Annotated in this window: 18 protein-coding genes; 14 read left to right on the forward strand and 4 right to left on the reverse strand. The window is 45.8% G+C overall.

Annotated features, from left to right (window positions below; all coding sequences use genetic code 11):
• The first annotated feature begins 5 nt into the window (after positions 1-5).
• On the forward strand, positions 6-1,865 hold the full coding sequence (locus ACEYKX_RS06620) for a ferrous iron transporter B (RefSeq protein ID WP_373767610.1): 1,860 nt from the start codon (positions 6-8) through the stop codon (positions 1,863-1,865).
• Positions 1,862-1,999, forward strand: a complete 138-nt coding sequence (locus ACEYKX_RS06625; RefSeq protein ID WP_373767609.1) for a FeoB-associated Cys-rich membrane protein — start codon at positions 1,862-1,864, stop codon at positions 1,997-1,999. Before ACEYKX_RS06620 ends, ACEYKX_RS06625 begins: the two co-directional genes overlap by 4 nt.
• 63 nt (positions 2,000-2,062) lie before the next feature.
• Here ACEYKX_RS06625 and ACEYKX_RS06630 read toward each other — a convergent pair whose 3' ends face one another.
• Entirely contained in the window at positions 2,063-2,911 is an 849-nt protein-coding gene (locus tag ACEYKX_RS06630) for a DMT family transporter (RefSeq protein WP_373767608.1), read from the reverse strand.
• Entirely contained in the window at positions 2,911-3,378 is a 468-nt protein-coding gene (locus tag ACEYKX_RS06635; protein ID WP_373767607.1) for an FxsA family protein, read from the reverse strand. Before ACEYKX_RS06635 ends, ACEYKX_RS06630 begins: the two co-directional genes overlap by 1 nt.
• A gap of 161 nt (positions 3,379-3,539) precedes the next feature.
• Here ACEYKX_RS06635 and ilvG point away from each other — a divergent pair, with 161 nt between their 5' ends.
• From ilvG to ACEYKX_RS06665, 6 genes are all read left to right on the forward strand, one after another.
• Entirely contained in the window at positions 3,540-5,198 is a 1,659-nt protein-coding gene (gene ilvG, locus ACEYKX_RS06640) for an acetolactate synthase 2 catalytic subunit (RefSeq protein WP_373767606.1), read from the forward strand.
• A gap of 10 nt (positions 5,199-5,208) precedes the next feature.
• Entirely contained in the window at positions 5,209-5,427 is a 219-nt protein-coding gene (gene ilvM / locus ACEYKX_RS06645) for an acetolactate synthase 2 small subunit (protein ID WP_373767605.1), read from the forward strand.
• Positions 5,428-5,443: 16 nt separating this feature from the next.
• The gene (locus ACEYKX_RS06650) at positions 5,444-6,226 is read left to right on the forward strand and encodes a tetratricopeptide repeat protein (protein ID WP_373767604.1); all 783 of its coding nucleotides are present in this window, start codon (positions 5,444-5,446) and stop codon (positions 6,224-6,226) included.
• 24 nt (positions 6,227-6,250) lie between these two features.
• The gene (locus ACEYKX_RS06655) at positions 6,251-6,904 is read left to right on the forward strand and encodes an aspartate/glutamate racemase family protein (protein ID WP_373767603.1); all 654 of its coding nucleotides are present in this window, start codon (positions 6,251-6,253) and stop codon (positions 6,902-6,904) included.
• Between the two features lie 71 nt (positions 6,905-6,975).
• Positions 6,976-8,811, forward strand: a complete 1,836-nt coding sequence (gene ilvD, locus ACEYKX_RS06660; protein WP_373767602.1) for a dihydroxy-acid dehydratase — start codon at positions 6,976-6,978, stop codon at positions 8,809-8,811.
• A 100-nt stretch (positions 8,812-8,911) separates the two neighbouring features.
• Complete coding sequence (locus tag ACEYKX_RS06665) at positions 8,912-9,739, forward strand: ZIP family metal transporter (RefSeq protein ID WP_373767601.1); 828 nt, start codon at positions 8,912-8,914, stop codon at positions 9,737-9,739.
• A 70-nt stretch (positions 9,740-9,809) separates the two neighbouring features.
• Here ACEYKX_RS06665 and ACEYKX_RS06670 read toward each other — a convergent pair whose 3' ends face one another.
• On the reverse strand, positions 9,810-10,451 hold the full coding sequence (locus ACEYKX_RS06670; RefSeq protein ID WP_373767600.1) for a DUF2057 domain-containing protein: 642 nt from the start codon (positions 10,449-10,451) through the stop codon (positions 9,810-9,812).
• A gap of 157 nt (positions 10,452-10,608) precedes the next feature.
• Between ACEYKX_RS06670 and corC the strand changes: the two genes are divergently transcribed.
• The 5 genes from corC to ACEYKX_RS06695 all read left to right on the forward strand — a co-directional run bounded on the left by corC (position 10,609) and on the right by ACEYKX_RS06695 (position 14,884).
• Positions 10,609-11,508 carry a CNNM family magnesium/cobalt transport protein CorC gene (corC, locus tag ACEYKX_RS06675; protein WP_373767599.1) on the forward strand — a complete coding sequence of 300 codons (900 nt, stop codon included), beginning with the start codon at positions 10,609-10,611 and terminating at the stop codon, positions 11,506-11,508.
• Positions 11,502-13,019 (forward strand): apolipoprotein N-acyltransferase, encoded by a 1,518-nt coding sequence (lnt, locus tag ACEYKX_RS06680; protein WP_373767598.1) that lies wholly within the window; start codon positions 11,502-11,504, stop codon positions 13,017-13,019. Before corC ends, lnt begins: the two co-directional genes overlap by 7 nt.
• Before the next feature lie 126 nt (positions 13,020-13,145).
• On the forward strand, positions 13,146-13,724 hold the full coding sequence (rpoE, locus tag ACEYKX_RS06685; protein ID WP_373767597.1) for an RNA polymerase sigma factor RpoE: 579 nt from the start codon (positions 13,146-13,148) through the stop codon (positions 13,722-13,724).
• Positions 13,725-13,741: 17 nt separating this feature from the next.
• Positions 13,742-14,359: a sigma-E factor negative regulatory protein gene (locus ACEYKX_RS06690; protein WP_373767596.1), complete on the forward strand. Its 618-nt coding sequence runs from the start codon at positions 13,742-13,744 to the stop codon at positions 14,357-14,359.
• 63 nt (positions 14,360-14,422) lie between these two features.
• A complete protein-coding gene (locus tag ACEYKX_RS06695; protein ID WP_373767595.1) occupies positions 14,423-14,884 on the forward strand; it encodes a DUF5358 family protein in 462 nt (153 codons plus the stop codon).
• A gap of 117 nt (positions 14,885-15,001) precedes the next feature.
• On the opposite strand, the gene gyrA is transcribed toward ACEYKX_RS06695, so the two are convergent.
• Entirely contained in the window at positions 15,002-17,662 is a 2,661-nt protein-coding gene (gyrA, locus tag ACEYKX_RS06700; RefSeq protein ID WP_373767594.1) for a DNA topoisomerase (ATP-hydrolyzing) subunit A, read from the reverse strand.
• 295 nt (positions 17,663-17,957) lie between these two features.
• Between gyrA and ACEYKX_RS06705 the strand changes: the two genes are divergently transcribed.
• Positions 17,958-19,727: a ShlB/FhaC/HecB family hemolysin secretion/activation protein gene (locus tag ACEYKX_RS06705; protein WP_373767593.1), complete on the forward strand. Its 1,770-nt coding sequence runs from the start codon at positions 17,958-17,960 to the stop codon at positions 19,725-19,727.
• The last annotated feature ends 77 nt before the right edge of the window (positions 19,728-19,804 follow it).

Raw genomic sequence — 19,804 nt, forward strand, 5'->3', positions numbered from 1 at the left:
GAGCCATGACACGTTATATTGTACTTCTCGGCGCACCGAACTGTGGGAAAACCGTTCTGTTTAACGGCTTAACCGGTGCGAATGCCAAAGTGGCAAACTATGCCGGGGTGACGGTCGATAAACTGGAAGGAACATTTATTGATGACGCCGATATTCGTATCGTCGATTTGCCGGGGACTTACAGCTTGCGGACAACCAGCTTGGATGAAGCGGTTGCACGCGATATGGTGTTGGGAAAAATCGGTCATCAACCGGATGTGATCCTTGCCGTGGCGGATGCGACAAATTTGCGTATGACTCTCCGTATGGTGTTGGAAATTAAAACGTTAGGGTTGCCGATGTTGGTGGCGCTGAATTTGAGTGACATTGCCCGTTCGCGCGGTTTACGGATTGATACGCAAAAATTAAGCGGATTGCTCGGCGTGCCTGTCTTTGAAACGGTCGCCATCAAAAAAGACGGCATTCAGTCATTACGCGAAGCGATTCTTACCCTGCCGAAGAGTAAAGCCGCTCCGTTAGATCTTGCCGCCGCCGAACAAACCTTGGAACAGTTGGACAGCCGGCGGTTGTATCAAGAGGTTGAACATCTCCTTACCCAAGTGGTTAAGCAAGATTTGGAACTACCGCAATGGCATCAACGTTTGGATAATATCGTGATGCACCCGATTGGCGGCATTATATTGCTATTGATCATTTTACTGTTCGTTTTTCAAGCGGTATATTCATGGGCGGAACCGGCGATGGAGCTGATTGAAAGCACCTTTACCGATCTTGGCGAATGGATTGCGGCAACCCTGCCGGAAGGTATTTTATCCGACTTATTGGTGAACGGTGTGATTGCCGGTGTCGGCGGCGTACTGGTGTTTTTACCGCAAATCGCCATCTTATTTGCGTTTATTCTGCTATTGGAAGATTCCGGTTATCTGCCGAGAGCCGCTTTTTTATTGGATAATTTATTGGCAAAAAGCGGTTTGTCCGGGCGTGCGTTTATCCCTTTACTTTCCAGTTTTGCTTGTGCGGTGCCGGCGATCATGTCAGCCCGAACCATCCAAGACCCACGGGAACGCTTGGTGACGATTGCGATTGCACCGATGTTAACGTGTTCGGCGCGTTTACCGGTTTACACCTTGATTATTGCGGCGGTTATCCCGGCGCAAACCGTTTGGGGCGTGTTTAATCTGCAAGGTTTGACACTGTTTTCACTGTATGTGATCGGTATTTTGTCTGCAGGCTTAGCGGCCTACATTACTAAGCGGTTTGCACTACGTAAAGGTCGCGTGCAACAATTTCCGTTGCTGATGGAATTGCCGACTTACCGCATGCCGAATTTTAGACATATTTGTCTCAGCTTGTGGGATAGGGTGAGTGCATTCTTAAAACGCGCAGGAACGATTATTTTCGCATTAAGTGTGATTTTATGGTTTTTAGTGACATTCCCCTCCGCCCCGGAAAATGCGACGGCACCGGCGATTGATTATAGTTTTGCCGGCATGTTGGGGCATCTTATTGAGCCGATTTTCGCACCGTTAGGATTTACGTGGCAAATGTGTATTGCGATGATTCCGGGCATTGCCGCCCGAGAAGTGGTTGTGGCGGCGTTAGGTACGGTTTATGCGGTGAGCGGTTCGGAAGAGCAGATTACCAGTGCGCTCATGCCGATTGTTCATAATGATTGGGGATTACCGACGGCGTTGGCGTTTATCGCTTGGTATATTTATGCGCCCATGTGTATGGCAACGTTAGCCGTCATTAAGCGGGAAACTAATTCAGCCAAACAAACTACATTCATCACGGCTTATTTATTTGTGTTAGCCTATCTTTTTGCTCTTGCGGTATATCATATTACATTGAGGATTGTCGGATGATTCAGAATATTATTGTGGGCGCAATTGTTATCGCATGCGTATGTTATGTCGTGTGGAAATTCGTTTTAAACCGTAAACGGACGATATGTGACGGATGCGATCGCTGCGGCGGTAAAAAAGGCGGATGCCACTAAATTTAACAAGCGGTCTGTTCGGTGCAACATTTTGCAAATTTTCCGTATAAACCGACCGCTTGTTTATTTCTTCAAATTCGCCCAAGCGACGGAGCCGATAATCAAGATACCGCCGATAACCATTGATAACGTCGGTACATCGCCGAACCAAATCCATGCGGCAATAATGGCATAAACAGGCTCGAGAGAAATAATCATAGCGGCGGTACGGGCATTAATCACACTTAAACTGGACACATACAAGGTATAAGCAAAGGTTGTGCAGAAAAGCCCGATAAAACCAATCCAAAGCCAATCCGTTGCACTCACACTCGGTAAAGACGTTGCAGAAAACGGCAATAGGACGATAATCACCGCCACATATTGCCACCAACTAGATTCTATACCCGATAATTTACTCGCATTTCGGCGGTTTAACACCGCAAGTACCGCATAGCTGATTGCCGAGAAAATGCCCCACAATAGCCCTTGCGTTGCTTGGTTGCCGAATTCAAATTCAGGGGTAACTAAAATCAAACCAACAGAAATCGCCAGTAGCAAAATATATTCACGGAAATGCAATTTCTCTTTGAACACAATCATTTCACACAAGGCAACAAACGCAGGGAAACTAGCAAAACCGAGCGTGCCGACTGCAACACCACCGATTTTTACGCCTAAATAAAAACTGACCCAATGCAATGCAAGTAAACTGCCTAAAATCAGCTGAGAGAGTTTTTCTTTTGTAGAGAGCTTTGTTAATGATTGCCTTTTCCATAAGAAAAACAATGAGATACAAGCAAAGGCAATCATGGCTCTGCCTAAAACGAGTACATCAGAACCACTTTCAATCAGTACGCCGACAACGCCCGATAAACCGAAGAAAATTGCCGTGCCGTGGACTTTTAATAACGCCAGTTGATAAACATTCATTATTTCAACCGTTTATTGTCATCTTGCTTACGTTCAAACTCCGCATCAAATGTGGTGTTATGTTGTGATGAACCCTGATAGGTTGAGCCAAAAGACATAAACTTAACTCGGCTTGCAAACAGTTTCATAAAAAGCGCTTGTAGTAATTGGCGGCTAATCGGCAACAGGAGCAATAACGCTAAAATATCGCTCAAAAAGCCCGGAATAATCAATAATACGCCTGCGATTGCAAAAAAGATGGAAGATGTGACCGCTTGTGTAGGGATTTTACCTTGCGCAAGGTCACTGCGGATTTGCATTACGGTCATCAATCCCCGCAGTTTCACGAGCCACAACCCAACGGCTGAAATGGCGATCATACATAAAATTAACGGTAACACGCCGATAGCGGAACCGACACTGACAAGTAATGAGATTTCGATATAAATGTATAAAAACAGCCCGATGAATACGAGTAATAACGGCATAAACAATCCCTCAATAAATATTTACTCGGATAGATTGGACTCATTCTATACATTTTCAACTTTATTTGAGGAATTTTTATTACTATGGTTCAAAATTTATCAAAACTGTGTTATCAATAGCGCCTTATGTTTTTAGAAAAAGAAGAAAGGACACAACATCCATGAACGGTGCAAATTTAGTCATTGAGTGTTTAAAAGCTCACGGCGTGACATCTCTTTTCGGCTACCCGGGCGGCGCAATTATGCCGGTGTACGATGCGATTTATGATTCGGGTTTAGATCATTTACTCTGCCGTAATGAACAAGGTGCGGCGATGGCGGCGATCGGTTATGCTCGGGCAACGGGCAAAACGGGCGTGTGTATTGCGACATCAGGGCCGGGAGCGACCAACCTTGTTACCGGTTTGGGCGATGCGTTAATGGATTCGATTCCGGTGGTCGCCATTACGGGGCAAGTCGCTTCGGCGTTTATCGGTACGGACGCTTTCCAAGAGGCTGATGTGTTGGGGCTATCCCTTGCCTGTACCAAACACAGTTTCATCGTGCAAAACATTGATGAATTACCTGAAATTATCGCTAAAGCCTTCCAAATTGCCCAAAGCGGTCGCCCCGGACCGGTGTTAATCGATATTCCGAAAGACGTGCAGTTTGCACCGACCTCACTGTCTCCTATCGTCTATGAAAAAGTGCCGCCAAAGGCGCAAAATCCGACCGCACTTTCTCAAGCCAAGTCTTTGTTAGCGCAAGCCAAACGTCCGGTGCTTTATGTCGGCGGCGGTGTCGGTATGGCAGGCGGGGTACAAGCGGTCAGATCTTTCGTAGAAATTGCAAATATGCCGTCCGTTTCCACCTTGAAAGGCTTAGGCACCATTCCGCCGCAACACCCGCTTTATATGGGGATGATCGGTATGCACGGCACGAAAGCGGCGAACTATGCGGTACAAGAATGTGATTTGCTCATCGCTTGCGGCGCAAGATTTGACGACCGAGTGACAGGTAAACTGGATACCTTTGCCCCGCACGCCAAAGTGATTCATATTGATATTGATGTGGCGGAAATCAACAAGTTACGCAAAGCGGACGTGGCGTTGCAAGGGGATTTAATCGAAGCGGTGACCGCACTTGCCCAACCGTTAGAGATTGAAACCTGGCGTGCCGATGTGCGTAAACTGAAAGCGGATTTTGATTTCACTTATCAAGAAAATGCCGGCGAAGGCGAAATCGATCCTTGGGCATTGTTACACACCCTTTCGCAACGTAAACCACACAATGCGATTATTACTACTGACGTTGGTCAGCACCAAATGTGGTCGGCACAACATATGCAACATGATGCTCCTGAAAATTACATCACCTCAGCGGGCTTCGGCTCAATGGGATTCGGTTTGCCTGCTGCGGTCGGCGCAGCGAAAGCCCGTCCGAATGATCCGACGATTGTGATTAGCGGCGACGGCTCTTTTATGATGAACGTGCAAGAACTCGGTTCAATCAAACGTGGCAATTTGCCGGTTAAAATTCTGTTACTCGACAACCAACGTTTAGGCATGGTGCGTCAATGGCAATCGCTCTTTTTCCACGGTCGCCACAGCCAAACGATTTTGGATGATAATCCGGATTTTGTGATGCTTGCCAACGCTTTTGATATTCCGGCGGAACGCATTGAAAAAGCGGGGGAAGTGTCCGCCGCCTTAGACCGCTTGCTCAACAGCAAAGGAGCGTATTTATTACATGTGTGCATTCCGAATGAGGAAAACGTTTGGCCGTTGGTTCCGCCGAATGCTTGTAATACGGATATGTTGGAAGAAGACATCGGTGTGTAAGGGAAAGAAAATGCAACAATATCAATTCGTTATCAAAGCCAATAAACGCCCTGAGACCCTTGAGCGTTTACTCAGAGTAATCCGTCACCGCGGATTTGAAGTGCTGTCGCTCAATGCCGAAAACAACGGGACGGAAATAACGCTGAATGTTGCCGTTCAAAGCGAAAGAACGGTGGAATTATTACTTAATCAGTTAGTGAAATTGCCGGATGTGATTGAACTCAACTGACAACGGAAATGCCGATATGCACTTTAAAGCCTTATTGATGATTTCTACCTTATTGTTCTTTTATCCTGCCGTTGCCGAAACAACGGATGCCGAATTTGAGCGGCAGAACGAAACGGCAAAAGCGGCTATGTTAAGCGACGATTTCGCTACCGCGTTAAAAATTTGGCAACCTTATGCGGATAGAGGCAATAAACGTGCGCAAAACAATTTGGGGATGATGTATTTGGACGGACTGGGTGTAGAGAAAGATTGGGATAAAGCAAAAGCCTTATTTGAACAATCTGCCGCACAAGGTCTGCCACAGGCACAATATCAGCTCGGATTGATGTTATTTTTCGGAAAAAACGGTTTAAGCTACGGACGGGATGCCGATCACAAACCGGTATTGGACGAGCAAACCCGTAGTAATATGGATAAAGCGCTGAAATTATTTGAGCAGTCGGCGGAACAAGGTTTTCCGTTAGCACAACGCGAATTAGCCGATATGTATTATTTGGGCGAACCGACATTTCCGACCTCGGATAAAGCAAAAGCCTTATATTGGTATGAAAAAGCCGCTGAACAAAAGGAACCTATTTCAATGGGCATGGCAGCCAGTCTGCTGCTTGAAGGTGATGGCGTAGCGCGGAATTGTGAGAAAGGGTTAGATTGGCTGAATAAAGCCATGGAAGCAGACGATTTTGAATCGCATTTAGTCATGGCGCGTATGTATCAAAAGGGACATGCTTGTGTAAAAGCCGATCCAAAAAAAGCGCAAGAAGCGATGCGGAAAATCGACCAACTTCAACAAAAACAGTAACAGATAAATATAGATAGGACAGTGATGAAAACTCTCGGTATTATCGGCGGAATGTCTCCTGAAAGTACGGTAACTTATTACAGTGAAATCAATCGTTTGGTCAACCAAACCAAAGGCGGAAACATTTCTGCGCCCTTATTGATGGTGAGCGTTGAATTTGATGAAATCGTACAATGCCAGAAAAGCGGCAATTGGCAAAAAGCCGGGGAAATATTGGCGGATGCCGGGAAAAAACTGGAAACAATCGGTGCAAACGGTATTTTATTAGCCACTAACACCATGCACAAAGTTGCTCCGCAAATTATTCAAGCTGTTCAGGTTCCGTTTCTGCATATTTTAGATGCCACAGCAAGAGCAATTAAAGCTCAAGGATTACGGAAAATCGCACTACTCGGTACAAGTTTCACCATGTCTGATGCTTTTTATCGTGACGGATTGGCAGAAAGGGGAATTAGCGCTCTTGTACCGAATGAGGACACACAGCAAGAAATTCATCGCATTATTTTTGAAGAGCTTTGTGTCGGAAAATTTTTACCCGATTCAAAAGCATTTTATCTCAACACAATTAATGAATTAGCACAGCAAGGGGCGGAAGGCGTAATCTTAGGTTGTACCGAAATCGGTTTATTGGTACGGCAAGCGGACAGTTCCTTACCTTTTTTCGATACCGCACAGTGACATTCACAAATGGCGGCAACTTTTATTTTAGACAATTAAACACAACATAAAAAAACTTGGAGAGATTATTTATGCCTAAATTACGTTCGGCGACCAGCACACAAGGTCGCAATATGGCGGGCGCGCGTGCCTTATGGCGTGCGACGGGAATGAAAGAAAATGACTTTGGTAAGCCGATTATTGCGGTGGTGAACTCCTTTACCCAATTTGTGCCGGGACACGTTCATTTAAAAGATATGGGGCAGCTTGTCGCCGAGCAAATTGAGAAAGCGGGTGGCGTAGCAAAAGAGTTTAATACTATTGCGGTTGATGATGGGATTGCGATGGGACACGGCGGTATGCTCTATTCTCTACCAAGCCGTGATTTAATTGCCGACAGTGTAGAATATATGGTTAATGCTCACTGTGCCGATGCGATGGTGTGTATTTCAAACTGCGACAAAATCACGCCGGGAATGTTAATGGCGGCGTTGCGTTTAAATATTCCAACGATTTTCGTATCTGGCGGTCCGATGGAAGCTGGGAAAACCAAGCTATCCGACCAAATCATCAAATTAGACTTAGTCGATGCGATGGTGCAGAGTGCAGATAAAAATGTGTCTGATGCCGATGTTGATGCGATTGAGCGCTCTGCTTGCCCAACTTGTGGTTCTTGTTCAGGTATGTTTACCGCAAACTCAATGAACTGCTTAACAGAAGCTCTCGGTTTAAGTTTACCGGGCAACGGCTCTTGCCTTGCGACGCATGCCGACCGTAAACAGTTATTCTTAGATGCCGGTACGCAAATTGTTGAGCTATGCAAAAAATATTATGAGCAAGATGATCTGTCTGTATTGCCACGTTCTATTGCAACCAAAGCGGCATTTGACAACGCAATGAGCTTAGATATTGCCATGGGTGGTTCAACCAATACGGTTTTACACTTACTTGCCGCAGCACAAGAAGCGGAAGTGGATTTCACGATGGCGGATATTGATCGCCTTTCTCGCAAAGTGCCTTGCTTAAGCAAAGTGGCACCAAATACAGCCAAATATCATATGGAAGACGTACACCGTGCAGGTGGGATTATGGCGATTTTAGGCGAATTGGATCGTGCTGGCTTATTGAACAATCAAACTCGCACCGTATTAGGCTTAAGCCTTGCGGAACAAATTGCGAAGTACGACATTATGCTAACCAAAGACGAAGCAGTGCATAAATTCTTCCGTGCAGGACCGGCAGGTATCCGCACCACCAAAGCCTTCTCACAAGACACCCGTTGGGATACGGTTGATGATGACCGCCAAAACGGTTGTATCCGTAGCAAAGAATTCGCGTACAGCCAAGACGGTGGCTTAGCGATGTTGTCGGGCAATATTGCCTTAGACGGCTGTATCGTGAAAACCGCAGGGGTAGATGAGTCGATCTTAAAATTCAAAGGCGAAGCCATTGTGTTTGAAAGCCAAGAAGATGCCGTTGCAGGGATTTTAGGCGGTAAAGTGCGTGCAGGACACGTTGTGGTTATCCGCTACGAAGGTCCGAAAGGCGGCCCGGGTATGCAAGAGATGCTTTATCCAACCAGCTACTTAAAATCAATGGGCTTAGGCAAGGCTTGTGCGTTATTAACAGACGGACGTTTCTCCGGTGGTACATCGGGCTTATCTATCGGACACTGCTCACCGGAAGCGGCCGCAGGCGGTTTGATCGGTCTGGTGAAAGACGGCGATACCATTGATATTGATATTCCAAACCGTAAAATTGAACTGGTTGTGCCTGAGGCTGAGCTTGCTCAACGCCGTGCAGAACAAGATGTAAAAGGCTGGAAACCGGCAAACCGCCAGCGTGAAGTCTCTTTTGCATTAAAAGTGTACGGACATTTTGCGACCTCGGCGGATAAAGGTGCGGTTCGCGATAAAACTAAAATCTAAAATACAAGCGGTCGGTTTCGGATAAAAATTTGCAAATTTTTTACGGAATCTGACCGCTTGTTTGTAATGCAACCCGTTGATTACCGATTATTTTTTATCTATGCTTGATTATTTCTTTTCTTTACACCCTGCTGTGCAAGCCTTACTTGCAGGATTATTTACATGGTTTTGTACCATTTTCGGTTCCGCTTTTGTGTTTTTCTTTAAAACTGTGAACCGTAAAATTTTGGATTCAATGATGGGATTTGCCGCGGGTGTGATGGTTGCCGCCTCGTTTTGGTCGCTATTGGCGCCCGCATTGGAATATGCGGAGCCGACTTACGGTGAATGGAGTTGGCTTCCCGCAGCAATCGGCTTTTTAGCCGGCGGTTTCTTTATCCGCGCTATCGACTGCATTGTTCCCCACCTGCATTTGGATAAATCCGTAGAAGAAGCGGAAGGTATTGCGTTGAAGAAAAAACTGCCGAAATCCGTGCTGCTTTTTTTAGCCATTACTATTCATAATATCCCCGAAGGGTTGGCGATTGGGGTGGCGTTCGGTGCGGTTGCCTCCAATATGGCGGGGGTGGATGCTTCGATTATGGGTGCCATCGGTTTGGCGATCGGTATCGGTTTACAAAACGTTCCCGAAGGTTCTTCCCTTGCGTTGCCGATTCGCGGTGAAGGTCACAGCCGTTGGAAAGCGTTTAAATACGGTTCGCTTTCGGCGGTCGTTGAGCCGATTGCCGCGGTTATCGGTGCATTATTTGTGATTTCTATGACGGCAATATTGCCTTATGCCTTGGCATTTGCCGCTGGTGCAATGATTTTCGTGGTGGTGGAGGAACTGATTCCCGAATCGCAAAGTAACGGCAATACGGATATTGCTACGCTCAGTTTAATGTTGGGCTTTGTGATTATGATGATTTTGGATGTGTCGTTAGGCTGATCGCAAGCGGTCGGTTTTTGACGGAAATTTGCAAATTCCGTCATCGCCGACCGCTTTTCTTTCAGTAGAATTACTGTTTTTTCGCCCAGTCTAAGAAACGTTTTTGCGTTTCTTTATCCGCTTGTTGGAACCAATATTGCAGTTGTTGCTCGGCGATATTTTCACCTTGCACCATCACTTTACCTTTCGCCGCTTTGCCGGAACCGGTTCCGACCATTGCCGTCATCGGCGTAACCGCTAAAGCTTTGACGGCAGCGGAGCCGCTACCGGCATTATAGTTGGATAAGTTGTCCAAGATATTGGCATTCGGCATAAACCCTTCGCCTTTTAAATAATCAATATTGTAGTTAAGCGGTGCGCCGGAAGCGGTTTGTACCGTCAATGTCGGCGATTTTTTGAATTTTTCCACGTCGGATTCAGTGTTTAAATTAGGTGCTAAGATTTGGACGTCTTCAGTGCTGCCGGTGAATTTCACGACAATCGGGGTAGATTCGTAGAAGGTATCATCAGAACCGGATTTATAAATATTGCTTACTTCTAACACGACTTGGTGTTGATTGGTATCATTGACCTGGAGCGTACTTTTTTTTGTCACTTTTTGACCGTCAAACACAAGAAAGGTCACGTTTGAAGAGCCGGTTAATGTCCCTGCTAGTGTTGTTGTACTTGCTACGAGTGCAGCAACGGCAAATGCGATTTGACCTAATTTCATATAATGAACTCCTTTACATGGATAAATATCGAGAAGAAATTGTGGCATATCCTATGCTAAATTTGTGTAAATAGAAAGCGCGGAGTGTGCCTTAATGTCGATTTTTTATCTAATTTATGATAATTTTTGCCTATTTTGTTATTAATGAGTAAGTTCAATGAGTGATGATCAACATAGCGTAACTACGCAAGATAAAAAGCCTTTTTTAAAATCGTTGTTTGGAGGTTTGTTCCAAACGGAACCTAAAAATCGTGAAGATCTCGTCGAAGTTATTCGGGATTCGGCGGAAAATGAATTGATTGACAGTGATACGAAAGAAATGATCGAGGGGGTCATGGAAATTTCTGAGTTACGGGTTCGTGACATCATGATTCCGCGTCCGCAAATTGTTTTTATTGACGCCGACCAGCCTTTAGACGCTTGTGTTGATATTATTATTGAATCGGCGCATTCCCGTTTTCCGGTGATCCGAGACGGAAAAGATGCCATTGAGGGCATTTTACTTGCTAAAGATTTATTGAAATACCTGCGTACCGATTCCGAGCCGTTTGTCATGGCGGACATTTTACGCCCTGCGGTGATCGTACCGGAAAGCAAACGGGTCGACAGAATGCTGAAGGAGTTCCGCTCGGAACGTTTTCACATGGCAGTTGTGGTTGATGAATTCGGTGCGGTATCGGGATTGGTCACGATTGAAGATATTTTGGAACAAATCGTCGGTGATATTGAAGACGAATTTGACGAAGAGGAGATCGAGCCGATTCGTCAGTTATCCCAGCATAGTTATGCGGTCTTGGCGTTGACGGATATTGAGAAATTTAACCAGCAATTTGCCGTGTATTTTGACGATGAAGAAGTCGATACCGTCGGCGGTTTGGTGATGCAGGCATTCGGGCATTTACCGAAACGCGGCGAAGAGATTGAATTGCAAGGTATTACCTTTAAAGTGACATCCGCCGATAGTCGTCGTTTGATTCAATTACGCGTTACGGTATCCGACGAGCAGTTGGAGCTGATGGAACAACAAGAAAAATCCGGTGATGTCTCATCATGGTAAAAAAATCGTTTTATCCGACCGCTTGTCTTGCGGCATTGATTTCAGGGGGAATGGGCGTGTTAGCCTATTCGCCGTTTGATTATTGGTTTGTCGCATTTTTATCTGCCGCCGGGCTAATTTGGGCGGCAACCTTGCCCCACAAAAAGACCGCATTGTGGGCGACGTTATTGTGGTCTGTGAGTTATTTCGCGATCGGCGTGAATTGGGTGCAAATCAGTATGATCCAATTCGGCGGTGTGCCTGAAATGGTCAGTTATATTGCGGTATTATTGTTAGCGCTTTATCTTTCAATTTATCCTTTATTATTTGCCTACGTTTCACAGCGTTTTTCCATCCAAAATCCTTGGGTATTGGCGTCGGTATTTACGTTTACCGAATATTTGCGCGAGGTGGTGTTTACCGGCTTTCCTTGGTTACAATTCGGTTATAGTCAAATTGACGGTCCGTTTTACGGCATTGCACCGATATTGGGGGTGGAAGGGGTAACGTTTTTTGTCATGGTGACCAGCGGGTATTTGGTCCAAGGTATTCGTCGATTTGCAAAAAAAACGGGCAATCTGACCGCTTGTGCCGTCCGGTTGATTGTCGTATTAGCGGTTGCTTTCGGTGCGCAGTGGGTGAACTTTGTCGACGTTGACGATGAAAAAGCGCCGATTAGCGTTGGTTTGGTGCAAGGGAATATTGCTCAGCAAATGAAATGGGATCCGGCACATTTTGAAACAACGATCAAAACTTATGATCATTTAGTTACTTCCCTTATGGGAAAAAACGATGTGATTATTTTACCTGAATCGGCAATTCCTGCACTGGAAAATGAAATTGAGCCATTATTACAACGTTGGCAGCATCTCGGTCAGGAAAGCGGATCTCAACTTATTGTCGGTTCCTTATATCAAGGTGAACAGGGGCTGTTTAACAGTGCCGTGGTGTTAGCGAATGGCGCGCAGCCGTATTCATTGCATCAAGCGTTGCGTTATAATAAATACCATCTTGTTCCGTTCGGAGAATACGTGCCTTTCGGTAACGTGTTGGATTGGATGCGGGAGGTATTCGTGTTGCCGATTAATCTATCGCAAGGCGAATATATCCAGCAGCCGTTGATCGCAAAAGAACGCCGTTTTAATATGGCAATATGTTATGAAATTATTTATGCTGATCAGGTTCAACAAAATCAAAAAGCACACAATGCGGATTATTTGTTAACTATTTCAAATGATGCTTGGTTCGGCGCCAGCATCGGACCTTGGCAGCATTTTCAAATGGCAAGGATGCGGGCGTTGGAGTTGGGTAGACCGCTTATTCGGGCGACCAATACAGGTGTAACGGCATTTGTTGATGCAAAAGGGAAAGTCGTTGCCCAACTTCCTCAATTTAGCACGGCAACCTTAACGCATTCGTTGCAAAGCATGAAGGGAAATACCTTATTCGGTGAGTTTGGTCGTTGGCTGATTTACGGAATTTGTTGGATTATTTTGGTTTTATCAGGGGGAATTTATTTGCTGCGTCGGTAGGTAAATTCTGTTTGTTTTTTATTCAATTAAATTGCTGAAATGAACTTTTCGCGTAAAATGTACACTAAGCAGTGTGCAATAGAGAAAAATAAAATAAGCATAAAAAAGTTAGGAGAACGCAACTAGATGAGTGAGCAGATAACCGATCAAGAATTGGTTGAGCGTGCACAACAAGGTGATAAAAAAGCGTTTAATTTACTCGTCGTGCGTTATCAAAATAGGGTTGCCGGTTTGTTAACGCGCTATGTAGCACGAGACGATATTCCGGATATTGTGCAAGAATCTTTTATTAAGGCTTACCGTTCATTGGAGTCTTTCCGAGGAGAAAGCGCCTTTTATACATGGCTTTACCGAATTGCCGTGAATACGGCGAAAAACCATTTAACCGCTTTGGGTAGAAGACCACCGAAAGAAGATATTTTGGCAGAAGATGCCGAAAGTTATGACAGTGGCATTCAACTACGCGAAGCCGATACACCGGAGAACTTGGTGTTATCAGAGGAACTAAAACGCGTCGTATTCGATACGATTGAAAACTTACCGGAAGAACTCAGAACAGCAATTACGTTACGTGAGTTAGACGGATTGAGTTATGAAGAAATTGCAGAAGCGATGCAGTGCCCGGTCGGTACGGTACGTTCCCGAATTTTTAGAGCCAGAGAAGCGATTGATGCAAAAATAAATCCTTTAGTGCAGCAGATTTAAACCCCCTTGGAGTGTATATGCAACAAAAAGAGACACTTTCCGCCTATATGGACGGACATGAAGTTAACGGTAAATTCACCGATACTTTATGTAACAGTGATGAGTTAAAACAGACGTGGGCGAATTACCATGCGATTCGTAGTGTGATGCGCGGTGAGGAGCTTATTCTCGGTCGTGATTTTTCCGCAAAAATGGAAGCGTTATTGGAACAGGAAGAGATCGAAAAAGTTACGCCGGAAGCGAAGCCTAGAGGCTTATTACTGAAATTAAAAGGTTGGGGAACGCCGATTTTACAAGCGGGTATCGCCGCATCTGTCTGTTTGGCGGTGGTATTCGGTGTGAATATGATGAATGCGGGTGATGAAGTCGCCCAGCAAGTTGAGCAACCGATATTACAAACATTGCCGTTTAGTAATGCGGTTCAGCCGGTGAGTTATAATGCACCGACGAAAGATCAACCGACCGAAGAAGAATTGGAATACCAACAACGTCGTATTAACGCCTTATTGCAAAACCATGAATTACAACGTCGTACAAATGTCGGTGCGGTAACCTTGGATGAGGCGGAGAAAGCCAAAGCGCAAACATCCGGTACACAAGAAAGCTTGGCGCCACAGCCACCGGCACAAAAATAACGACATTTATACTCCCAATCCCCACTAAGCTGGGGATTTTTTCTTTTGAGCAAGTGAATAACCATGTTTAAAAAAATACCGTTAACGATGTTGGCGATCTTGTTTTTTTCGTCTCCAGTTATGGCCACTGAAAATTATGTTTTAGCGGAACCACCGGCATATCAGGTGTCGGATACGGATGTAAAAATTTTGATTCGTCAAATGAATAATATAGAACAATGCATTTATCCCGAACTCGCCTCTCAAGATGCAAAGAACGTTTATATGAAATGGCTGCCGGAAGATTTATTGGCGATGCGTTTTTATCAGGACAGGCTGTTAGAACATTTAATCGGTGAGCAAAACTTTATCGTCTGGAAGCAAGATCAACCTTCACAGGATTTCTTTTATCAAAAAGTTGATCGATTTAATCATCAGGTTGCTAATGTCGATGCCGAACTTTGTGAAGCGTTCAAAATAGATTATCGACAAAAACGTGAACAGGCGCAGGCGTTACTTCAGCAACATCCCAAACGTTTACCGTAACAAGCGGTCGGTTTTGGACGGTTTTTTGCAAAAAAATCCGTCTAAACTCACCGCTTACCATCAACAAAAATAAAGGCTCGGTGATCTACCGAGCCTTCTATATTATCGAATCAGAATTTATTCGGTTGTGTTTTCTTCCGATTCCTCTTCTTCAATATCACAAATCCGCTCTAAACTGACGACATGCTCATCGTCGGCAGTACGAATGATCCGTACGCCTTGGGTATTGCGTCCGACCAGGCTGACTTCTCTGACGCGGGTACGCACTAATGTGCCGGCATCCGTAATCAACATAATTTGGTCGTTTTCTTCCACTTGAACGGCGGCAACCACTTTACCGTTACGTTCATTTACCTTGATCGATACGACCCCTTTGGTTGCACGGGATTTCACCGGATATTCGCTTAATGCGGTACGTTTACCGAAGCCGTTTTGCGTGACGGTGAGAATTTCGCCTTGGGTGTGCGGAATAACGAGTGACACGACTTTGTCGGCGGCTAAATTCACACTTGCACCGTCTTCCGTTTCTTCATTTTCAATCGCTTCAATTTCAACATCTTCAATTTCCTCTGCGGAAATATCGGTCATGGCGAGTTTAATACCACGTACGCCCGTTGCAACGCGTCCCATACCGCGTACTTGTGTTTCGGCAAAGCGGACGACGCGACCTTGAGCAGAGAAGAGCATGATTTCGCTGTCGCCGTGAGTAATGTCTACCCCGATTAATTCATCGCCTTCGCGAAGCTTTAACGCAATCAGACCGCTTGATCTCACATTGCTGAAGGCATCTAACGAGACTTTTTTCACCGTTCCGCTGGCGGTTGCCATGAAAATAAATTTATCCGCACTGAATTCGCCGTTCGGTACAGGAAGAATTGCCGTGATACGTTCGTTTTCTTCTTTAACCAACGGTAGGATGTTGACAATTGGTGTACCGCGGGCGCCACGGCTGGCTTGCGGTAATTGATACACTTTCAATTGATACAAACGTCCGCGACTGGAGAAACAGAGGATAGTATCGTGAGTATTGGCGACCAAGAGTTTTTCGATAAAATCATCTTCTTTCATCTTCGTTGCGGATTTCCCCTTACCGCCGCGGCGTTGCGCTTCATAATCGGATAGCGGTTGGTATTTCACATAACCGGCGTGGGAAAGCGTGACGACTACATCTTCTTGTGCAATTAAATCTTCCAAATTGATATCGCCTGATGCAGAGGTAATTTCGGTGCGACGCTCGTCGCCGAATTCGGCTTTCACTTTCTCCAGTTCTTCACGGATCACTTCCATCAAACGTTCCGAACTGTTGAGAATACGCAGTAATTCACCGATTTCGACTAAGATTTCCTGATATTCATCCAAGATTTTTTCGTGCTCGAGACCGGTTAAACGATGTAAACGAAGTTCTAAAATGGCTTTCGCTTGTGCTTCGGAGAGGTAATATTCGCCGTTGCGTACGCCGCATTCGGCTGGCAATTCGTCCGGGCGTGCAGCATCGACACCCGCCGCTTCAAGCATCGGTGCAACATTACCTAATGACCACGGGCGGGATAAAAGTCCTTCACGCGCTTCATCTGCCGTTTTGGAATTGCGGATTAACTCAATGACCGGATCAATATTTGCCAGTGCGATTGCCAACCCTTCTAAAATATGAGCACGCTCACGGGCTTTGCGTAATTCAAAAATAGTACGGCGCGTTACCACTTCACGACGGTGTAGCACGAATGCTTCAATGATCTGTTTTAAATTCAATACCTTAGGTTGTCCGTGATCGAGCGCAACCATATTAATCCCGAAGGTCACTTGCATTTGCGTCAGGGCGTAAAGGTTGTTCAGCACCACTTCGCCGACGGCATCGCGCTTGATTTCGATCACGATACGTAAACCGTCTTTATCCGACTCATCGCGTAATTCGCTGATGCCTTCCACTTTTTTGTCTTTCACCAATTCGGCGATTTTTTCAATCAGCTTGGCTTTATTCACCTGATAAGGAATTTCGGTTACGATAATTTGTTCACGCCCTTTCGAGGTGGTTTCTACGCTGGCTTTGGCACGGACATAAACTTTACCTCGGCCGGTTCGATAAGCTTCTTCAATCCCTTTGCGTCCGTTAATAATGGCTGCGGTCGGGAAGTCCGGACCGGGAATATATTGCATTAACTCTTCAACCGTGATTTGATCATTTTCAATGTATGCCAAACAACCGTCTAACACTTCATTTAAATTATGCGGCGGAATATTGGTTGCCATCCCCACGGCGATACCGGAGGAACCATTGACCAACAGTGCCGGAATTTTGGTCGGCAATACGTCCGGAATCATTTCTTTACCGTCGTAGTTCGGTGAGAAATCAACGGTTTCTTTATCTAAATCCGTTAATAATTCCTGCGTGATTTTTTGCATGCGGACTTCGGTATAACGCATGGCGGCCGGTGCGTCACCGTCAATCGAACCGAAGTTTCCCTGACCGTCAACCAACATATAGCGAAGAGAGAAAGGCTGCGCCATACGCACGATAGTGTCATATACGGCGGAGTCTCCGTGCGGGTGATATTTACCGATGACGTCACCGACGACACGCGCCGATTTGACATAAGGTTTGGCGGCGGTATTACCGCTTTGATCCATGGAGAACAACACGCGGCGGTGTACCGGTTTCAAACCGTCGCGCACATCCGGTAACGCCCGTCCGACGATAACCGACATCGCATAGTCGAGATAAGAGGTTTTCAGTTCTTCTTCAATACTGATGGGAGTAATATCTTTGGCTAATTCGCTCATTGAAAGATCCTAATCGAATGATAAAAAGCCCGTCTTTTCCACGGGCGAAAATTGGGCGGAATTATAGCACAAAAGTGGTTAAATAGGGGATTTTATTATGGTTTTTGTCGCTACAAGCGGTGAGTTTTACTGAGAAATTTGTAAATTTTTAATTAAAACAGACCGCTTGTTTTCGATACGGCTGTGAAAATTTTTAATACGGCTCGACCGAAAAGAACATATTTGATAACTCATCGGACTTCTTATAAAATGCAAAGCATAACATATAACAATTAATCTATATCAAGGTGCTTATATGAAGCTTCGTTTGGTCCCTATTTTATTACCTGCTTTTCTCTTATCCTCACATCCGAGTCATGCCAATCAACCCGGTCAGTTAAATCCGCTCGGCAGATTGGAACGCCTGGATGCCATAGAACAACAGCGTCAACAACAACGGCAGCAGCAATTGGAACAGCAACTCCAACCACAATCCGACGTGCGTTTTGACACCGCCCAAACTGAGGTATTGAGCCTCTCCAACCATGAAATGCCGTGTTATCCGATTCACCGTATTGCTTTGGTCGATTACTCTCCCGATAACACGCTTACCTCAAGCCAATTCCAATGGGCGTTCGATGATGCCGCCCAATCGCTGGAGCTAACCTTACCTCACTGCTTCGGCGGAGAGGGTGTCGGGATTTTAATGAAACAAATCCAAAACAACCTGATTGAAAAAGGGTATCTGACGACCCGTGTGGTGACGCAAGAGCAAGATTTGCGTTCCGGTACGTTAGTGTTGACGGTAATCCCCGGCAAAGTACGCCGCCTGCGGATTATCGACACCGGAACGGTTCCCCGTTTCAGCCGTTTACATGCCTGGACGGGGCTAACCTTAACAACCGGAGACATGGTGAATGTAAGGGATATAGAGCAGTCGCTGGAAAACCTCAAACGGGTGCCGACCGCCGAAGCCGATATTGACATTTTGCCGAGTGAGTCTCCCGATGCGCAAGTCGGGGAGAGCGATGTGAACATCACCTATCGTCAGGCGTTTCCGTTCCGTCTGAATGTGAATTTGGATGATGCGGGTTCGGTTTCTACCGGTAAATTACAAGCGTCCGCCACGCTATCGGTTGATAATCTCTTTTCGGCAAATGACCTGTTCTATAGCTCTTTTACCCACAGTCTTAAACGGGAGGGCGATGAAAGCGGTAAACGCGCCGCGAAAAGTCTGGCTTTCCATTACTCCGTGCCGTTCGGCTATTGGACATTATCCGCCTCACACAATCATCACCGTTATCATCAGGAGGTGTTCGGTGCGTTTGACAACCGCTATATTTACGAAGGGGAAAGTGAGCACGATAAGTTGATGCTGTCCTATTTGCTATACCGGGATAAGGCGCACAAAACCACCCTGTCCGGTGCGTTTTGGTCGAGACAATCCCACAACTATATCGATAATGCGGAAATCGAGGTTCAAAAACGTCGTATGGCAGGTTGGGAAGCGGGGATTTCACATAAAGCCTATATCGGCAAAAACACGGTGGAATTGAGCGCACATTATAAGCGCGGCACCGGTATACGCGGTACGCTGCCGGCACCGGAAGAGTTATACGGCGAAGGCGCCTCCCGCCCCCGTATTCTGACGGCGGCACTGTCTTTTACCAAACCGTTTATGTGGGGAGAACAACCTTGGCAATATCAAAGCCAATGGTCCGCCCAATGGAACCGTTCGGCATTAATAGCTCAAGACCGTTTCAGTATCGGCGGGCGCTATACGGTGAGAGGATTTGACGGCGAGCTGACGCTGTCGGGTGAAAGAGGGTGGTTATGGCGCAATGAATTGGCTTGGGATATCAACGGTAAAGGGCATCAGTTTTATTTTGCCTTGGACGGCGGACGGGTAAGCGGGAGGTCGACCGAAAATTTATCGGGGCATCATTTAGTGGGAACGGCTATCGGTTTACGCGGAGAATTCGGTAATGTTTATTACGACCTGTTTGTCGGCAGACCGGTACGTAAACCGGAAGGCTTCCAAACATCGGCGCATGTGGCGGGGTTTAATTTAGGCTACCGCTTTTGATGGGTGTAAAAAAATAAAAAAACAACACAAAGAATAAAACATAAATCAATAATTATCGAATGAATAAAAGGAGCGTT

Origin of the sequence: Glaesserella sp. (genome assembly GCF_041817755.1) — a bacterium.
GTDB lineage: Bacteria > Pseudomonadota > Gammaproteobacteria > Enterobacterales > Pasteurellaceae > Glaesserella.

Coding starts and splice junctions, on each gene's coding strand:
- corC (WP_373767599.1), top strand. CDS start 10,609: ATGAGTGATGATCAACATAGCGTAACTACGCAAGATAAAAAGCCTTTT.
- ACEYKX_RS06670 (WP_373767600.1), bottom strand. CDS start 10,451: ATGAAATTAGGTCAAATCGCATTTGCCGTTGCTGCACTCGTAGCAAGT.
- ilvG (WP_373767606.1), top strand. CDS start 3,540: ATGAACGGTGCAAATTTAGTCATTGAGTGTTTAAAAGCTCACGGCGTG.
- gyrA (WP_373767594.1), bottom strand. CDS start 17,662: ATGAGCGAATTAGCCAAAGATATTACTCCCATCAGTATTGAAGAAGAA.
- ACEYKX_RS06650 (WP_373767604.1), top strand. CDS start 5,444: ATGCACTTTAAAGCCTTATTGATGATTTCTACCTTATTGTTCTTTTAT.
- ACEYKX_RS06690 (WP_373767596.1), top strand. CDS start 13,742: ATGCAACAAAAAGAGACACTTTCCGCCTATATGGACGGACATGAAGTT.
- ACEYKX_RS06635 (WP_373767607.1), bottom strand. CDS start 3,378: ATGCCGTTATTACTCGTATTCATCGGGCTGTTTTTATACATTTATATC.
- lnt (WP_373767598.1), top strand. CDS start 11,502: ATGGTAAAAAAATCGTTTTATCCGACCGCTTGTCTTGCGGCATTGATT.
- ACEYKX_RS06620 (WP_373767610.1), top strand. CDS start 6: ATGACACGTTATATTGTACTTCTCGGCGCACCGAACTGTGGGAAAACC.
- ilvM (WP_373767605.1), top strand. CDS start 5,209: ATGCAACAATATCAATTCGTTATCAAAGCCAATAAACGCCCTGAGACC.
- ilvD (WP_373767602.1), top strand. CDS start 6,976: ATGCCTAAATTACGTTCGGCGACCAGCACACAAGGTCGCAATATGGCG.
- ACEYKX_RS06705 (WP_373767593.1), top strand. CDS start 17,958: ATGAAGCTTCGTTTGGTCCCTATTTTATTACCTGCTTTTCTCTTATCC.
- ACEYKX_RS06655 (WP_373767603.1), top strand. CDS start 6,251: ATGAAAACTCTCGGTATTATCGGCGGAATGTCTCCTGAAAGTACGGTA.
- ACEYKX_RS06625 (WP_373767609.1), top strand. CDS start 1,862: ATGATTCAGAATATTATTGTGGGCGCAATTGTTATCGCATGCGTATGT.
- rpoE (WP_373767597.1), top strand. CDS start 13,146: ATGAGTGAGCAGATAACCGATCAAGAATTGGTTGAGCGTGCACAACAA.
- ACEYKX_RS06665 (WP_373767601.1), top strand. CDS start 8,912: ATGCTTGATTATTTCTTTTCTTTACACCCTGCTGTGCAAGCCTTACTT.
- ACEYKX_RS06695 (WP_373767595.1), top strand. CDS start 14,423: ATGTTTAAAAAAATACCGTTAACGATGTTGGCGATCTTGTTTTTTTCG.
- ACEYKX_RS06630 (WP_373767608.1), bottom strand. CDS start 2,911: ATGAATGTTTATCAACTGGCGTTATTAAAAGTCCACGGCACGGCAATT.